This window comes from Streptomyces sp. NPDC053076, from assembly GCF_044546845.1.
Taxonomy (GTDB): domain Bacteria; phylum Actinomycetota; class Actinomycetes; order Streptomycetales; family Streptomycetaceae; genus Streptomyces.
In genome coordinates this window covers 103,716-109,132 of record NZ_JBITZL010000015.1, presented here as the reverse complement: position 1 = coordinate 109,132, position 5,417 = coordinate 103,716, and the positions used below count along the sequence as shown (strand labels likewise).

The window sequence follows — 5,417 nt, the reverse complement described above, 5'->3', positions numbered from 1 at the left end:
TCACAGAACCGCTCAGCGACTTCCTCGGCGCCATCGGACATCCGCCCAGCCTAGGACGCAAAGCTACCCAAATCCGAGGTTCAGACACAGGCACTGAACATGCACAGACCCGTACGGCTTTCGCCGCGTTTGTCCCCTCAATTCACCCGACACGATGCGCGCCACCCCTTTCCCGTGGTCAGCTGCACCCGCCAACTCTGCGCCGTGACGGTGCTCCTGGTCCGATCAGTCGTGGAGGTCGTGGAGGTCGTGGATCGGCCGTGTCCGAACGGGCGCCGCGTCTCGTGCCGATGTCGCCCGCGGGCGTGGCCGGGGCGGCACCCGGATCCCGGGTGCCGCCCCTGCTGATGGTGCGGGTGTCAGCTGACGTTGACCGCGGTCCAGGCCGCGGCGACCGTCTTGTACTCAGTACTGTCGGCGCCGTACAGGTCCGCCGCCGCCTTCAAAGTGCCTTCGCGGGCCGCCTTGTAGTCGGTCGTCGACGTGAAGTACGTCGTCAGCGCCTTGTACCAGATCTGCAGAGCCTTGTCGCGGCCGATGCCGCTGACCTTTGAGCCGTCCTGGGTGGGCGAGTCGTAGTTGACGCCGTTGATCGTCTTGGCGCCGCTGCCCTCGCTCAAGAGGTAGAAGAAGTGGTTGGCCACGCCGGAGGAGTTGTGCACGTCCTTGTTGCCTACGTCCGCGGACCAGTTGTCGGCGGAGCCGCCGTCCTTGCTGGGCTTGTCCATGTAGCGCAGCGGGGTGCCGTCGCCGTTGATGTCGATCTTCTCGCCGATGAGGTAGTCGCCGACGTCGGAGGAGTTGTTCGCGAAGAACTCGACGCCCGTGCCGAAGATGTCGCTGGTGGCCTCGTTGAGGCCGCCGGACTCGCCCGAGTACTCCAGACCCGCGGTGTTGGAGGTGACGCCGTGGCTCATCTCGTGGCCGGCCACGTCCAGCGAGGTCAGCGGGTCGGAATCGCCGGCGCCGTCGCCGTAGGTCATGCAGAAGCAGCTGTCGTCCCAGAACGCGTTCACGTACGCGTTGCCGTAGTGCACCCGGGAGTAGGCGCCGACTCCGTCGTTCTTGATGCCGTTGCGTTGGAAGGTGTTCTTGTAGAAGTCCCAGGTCTCCTGGGCGCCGTAGGCGGCGTCGGCGGCTGCCGTGGCCGCGGTCGCGACCTTCCCGTCGCCCCAGGTGTCCTCGGACTGGGAGAACAGGGTGCCGGTGCCCGAGGATCCGTGGTCGAGGTTGTAGGTCTTGTGGCCGCCGCGCGAGGCGTCGGTGAGGGTGTACGACGATCCGGATTGTGCGGTCGTCAGGTCCACTTTGCCGCTGTAGTGCGTGTTGCCGACGCCGGTCTCGATGCCCTGGTACTCGAAGAGCTTCTTGCCGGTGGCCGCGTCGGTGATGACGTGCAGCCGGCTCGGGGTGCCGTCGTCCTGGAGACCGCCGACGACCGTCTCGTAGGCGAGGACGGCCTTGCCCGAGCCGGCCCAGATCACCTTGCGGGCGCCGTCGGCGGCGGTCTGGGCGGAGCCGAGGGTTCTGGCGGCGGACACCGCCTGCTTCTCGGCCTCTGCCGTGGTGATCCTCGGCGTGAGCGACGCCACCTTGATGGCCGACCTGGCCGCCCTGGTCACGCCCTCGGTCCTGCCGGACCCGGTGGTGTGGACGATCAGGTCGCCGCCGAGGACGGGAAGACCGCCGTACGTGCGCTCGTAACGGGTGTGCACCGTGCCGTCGACGTCCTTGACGACGTCCTTGGCAACCAGCTTCTCCTTGGCACCGAGACCTATTCGCCGCGCGGTCCCGGCGGCGCCGGTCTGCGCCTTGTGGATGAGCGTGGTCCGAGCGGCGGCGGACAGGGCGGTCGGGGCCGCCGCGATCGGCTTCGCGGACAGGGGTGCGGCCGCGATCTGTGCGGAGGCACTGGTGGTCGGACCAGTGGCGAGGAGGGCTCCGGAGGCCACAGCGGTGGCGATGGCCAGAGTGGTGCGCTTGTGGCGCACAGGGAGGAGGCTCACGGAAAATGGCTCCTTGTCGTGGGGGGGTTGGTCGCCCGGTCGGTACGAGGCCGAACGGAACGGCTGCGGATACGAAGTCGTGCTCGTACAGCGGGTGAACAGCGACTTTTAGTTGTGACCCGTACATGTCATATACGTGTGAGCGATGTCGGCCGGAAATCGGCCGACCACTCGGAACGGGGAGAGTTGCATGCAGACACCGCCGCCACGCTTCGGCGGAGCCGACAGCGGCCGGTGCCGCGCGGGACAGCCGGAGACCGCCCTGCCCGACATGTGCGGCGCGGGGCGGCACCGAGAGGCGGACATCGCCGCCGCCTTCGCTACTCGGAACTCATGCGCGCGAGCGGCACTCCCGGCATTCTCGGGACGCCGTTGAAGGCCGTACGCCATCGGCGGTCCGGTAGCCGGCCGTGCGGTCCAGCTCCGGCAGGACCCCCTGCGGCCCGCGGCTCCCTGCGCGACGCCGGTGACAGCGGTGCCGTCACCAGCCGTGCACCAGGAACCCGCGGCGGGCCGGCGGTGGTCAGACCTGTCTGGCGCGCCCTTGCCCAAGCAGCCGAAGCTGGACGGGTTCGGGCAGGCCGAAGTGGGCACAGCGCATGAACTCTCCATGACATGTGGGGGGTTGGAGACGCATGCACGAGACAACCTCAACGGCGGCCCCGCGCGCCACGGGCGTGGATCAGATACGACAACTCCCCCACGTCTCCTCCACCTCATGCCCACCCGCCACCACAACTCCCGCAGCGGAATGGGCCGTTCTATCGAGCGGAGGTCTGACAGCGCGGTCTCTGCCGGACGGCTCCCGCTCCCCTACCGGCCGGCGCTCGTACTTGTGCCGCACCGCTTGGTCGGCGTTCGTCACGTCTTCCGGGGAGTGACCGTCAGGACCTTGAAGGCCACCAAGGGGTGGAACAGCGAGGCCGGTGAGGCCACCATGTTCACCACGCGTACGAAAGCGGCCCACACTGCCGCGTCCTTCACCGCCACATGGAAGAGCCGTGTGTTGTACCAGTGGGCGAAGCGCGCGACGAGGGGCTGCCCCTCCGGGGCCCACATCAGGTCCGAGTTGGTGGACAGCGTCCACGGACCCAGCAGCAGTCGGCCCAGCTTCTTCTGGAAGGCGCCGCCGACGCCGTCCAGCCGTCCGCCCGCCCGGCGCCGGTTCAGCATGCGCTGGAGCAGTTCTGCCTCCAGCGCAGCCACCGTCAGGCCCTGGCCGTACACGGGATTGAAGACGCAGACGGCGTCACCGACGGCGATGAGGCGATCCGGCCAGTCCCTCACGGTATGGAAGAGCCGCCACTGATTGTCGGCATTGGTGTAGCGGCGGGTGGGCTCCTGGACGGTGCGCCGACCGATCTGCTCGGCCAGGCGCGGGTTGTTCAGGCTCTCGGCGAACGCCAGGTAGCCCGTGTCGTCGGTCGGCGGCTGGTCCTCGAACGCGAACAGCGAGCAGGTCCACCGATTGCGCTCCACGGCGAGGAGGACCCCGGCCCGGGGCACACTCGGAGCGAACAGCATCTGATAGGCGACGTAGTAGTCCGGCTGGCCGGGGCGACTCGCCTCGGGCCGGTCGAAGTTCATCGACGTGTAGGTGACCTTTGCCTTCACGGTCCGCTTGGGCGGCACGCTGATCCCCGCCGCGGTCAGCCAGTCCGTCAGGGAACTGGACCGTCCCGAGGCGTCGACGACCAGATCGGCGGCCACCTCGAAGGGCTCCGAGGGCTCCGCGCCCTGTGAGCGACACGTCACGCCGCTCACCCGGCCGGAGGGGTCGCGGGTCAGACCCGTGCACCGGGTGGACGGGCTCAGCCTGACCTGGGGAAGCGCGAGCACCTTGCGGCGCAGGCGGCGTTCCAGCTCGTCGCGGGTGAAGGTCTGGACGCGCACGCCCGTGCGGTCTCGGGGCGCGAGTCCGACGGGCAGGAGGAAGTCGATGCCCTCCCCGTAGTCGAACACCGGGGCTCCCGCTGCTCGCAGCTCCTCACGCAGGCCCGGGAACAGCCGCTCCAGGATCTCCCCACCTTTGGCCAGCAGGGCGTGAGCGTGGTAGCCCTGCGGAGCGCCGGCATGGGCGCCGGTGTCCTCGTCGACGGCGTCCCGTTCCACCACGACGACCTCGCTGAAGAAGTCGGCCAGCACACGCGCGGTCACCAGCCCCGCGTAACTGCCGCCGATGACAACGGCCTTGTCCCACGGGCGATCTGTCTTCATGTCGTCTCCCACGTGTGATCGGGGCGAGGCGCCGCGCGTCTACCAAGTCAACGGCACTGTCGAGGCGCCTGATACGGGGCTCGAGAAGCGCCCGGGGAGCGCGTACGATCCCACGACCCGACACCGGCGCAGCACACATCGGTCAAGCATGGGTCCACGAGCCCGCTGCCGTACGGTCGAATCCGGTCGGCTGCGACGGCGGTACGACTTCGGGGCGCGTACGCCGGCCGTGGTTGCCGTGTCGTCGAGGGGACGCTTGGCGGCCAGTTGGCCCGTGTTCGCGGTGGGCGAGCGCGCAGTGGGAGGACATGCTGGTGTGAGGGGCCGTCTACCGCGACCCCTCACCGGCCGTTTTCGCACGGCTGAGGTTCAGGCCGGCCTCGCCCGACCGGCGCCGCGCCGCCACACTCGGGCACGCCGGTCACCGTCCGCCACGGCGGCGAGGGTAGGCCGCGTCCTGCTACTTCTTGACCTTCTCGTCGTTGTCCTTGAAGCAGACGACGAACCAATCGCCCGAGCCCGACTGGGTGAGCGAGCCGGTCGTGCCCGGGACGTCGGAGCACGAGAGGGTATCGACGACTGCGTTTTCGTCCATCTTCAGGACCTTGTAGTCGGCATGCGGGTCAGTGCAGTCGAGCTTCTTGGTCTTCGCTTGCTTCTCCGTCCCGATGTTCTGGAAACAGTCCCCCGCCTTGAGCGTCGCGGACTGGTCCTTCGTGTCGTACGGGCCCAGAGTGCAGAACGCCACCAGGCCCGCGAGGACGAGGACCAGACCGAGGAAGATCAGGCGGTTCCGCCGTATCTGCTCCGGGGTGTACGAGGAGCCGCGCAGGGGCGGTACTTGGGACACAGACAGTTCCTCAGACAGTGGGGACGTGCGAAGACGACCATGAATGTAGCCCACCCGCCTGTACTCGGCGTTCCCCGCCCCCTGTTGGTCCCTGCCCCGCCGGCGCCGGGGCTCGATGTCGACGGGCGCGGGGGGGAGGACCGGCAGCAATGCGCGAGCCCGCGTGGAGCACGCTTCGCGCGTAGGCAGGGGATCGACGTGCTGTCCGGCGTTCGCCGGCCCGTCGCGGGGCCGGCGAACGCCCGCCCCGTCGCGCCCGCGGGGCGACCAGTACCGCGGCCTCGACCCTCAGCCGCGGCCCCGGCTAGGGGCGCCCCGCGGCCCCACCCGGGGGAGAGGTGTCC

Annotated in this window: 3 protein-coding genes; all 3 read right to left on the bottom strand. The window is 69.1% G+C overall.

All coding sequences use genetic code 11. The annotated features are described in order from the left end of the window. Nucleotides 1-359: 359 nt before the first annotated feature. A complete protein-coding gene (locus ACIGYR_RS37445; RefSeq protein WP_399607900.1) occupies nucleotides 360-2,006 on the bottom strand; it encodes a M4 family metallopeptidase in 1,647 nt (548 codons plus the stop codon). Between the two features lie 861 nt (nucleotides 2,007-2,867). Continuing rightward, nucleotides 2,868-4,223: an FAD-dependent oxidoreductase gene (locus ACIGYR_RS37440; RefSeq protein WP_399607903.1), complete on the bottom strand. Its 1,356-nt coding sequence runs from the start codon at nucleotides 4,221-4,223 to the stop codon at nucleotides 2,868-2,870. A gap of 460 nt (nucleotides 4,224-4,683) precedes the next feature. After that, complete coding sequence (locus ACIGYR_RS37435; protein ID WP_399607905.1) at nucleotides 4,684-5,073, bottom strand: hypothetical protein; 390 nt, start codon at nucleotides 5,071-5,073, stop codon at nucleotides 4,684-4,686. Nucleotides 5,074-5,417 lie beyond the last annotated feature (344 nt).

Bases quoted from the DNA above. Each gene is read 5' to 3' on its own strand.
- ACIGYR_RS37440 (WP_399607903.1), bottom strand. From the start codon at position 4,223: ATGAAGACAGATCGCCCGTGGGACAAGGCCGTTGTCATCGGCGGCAGT.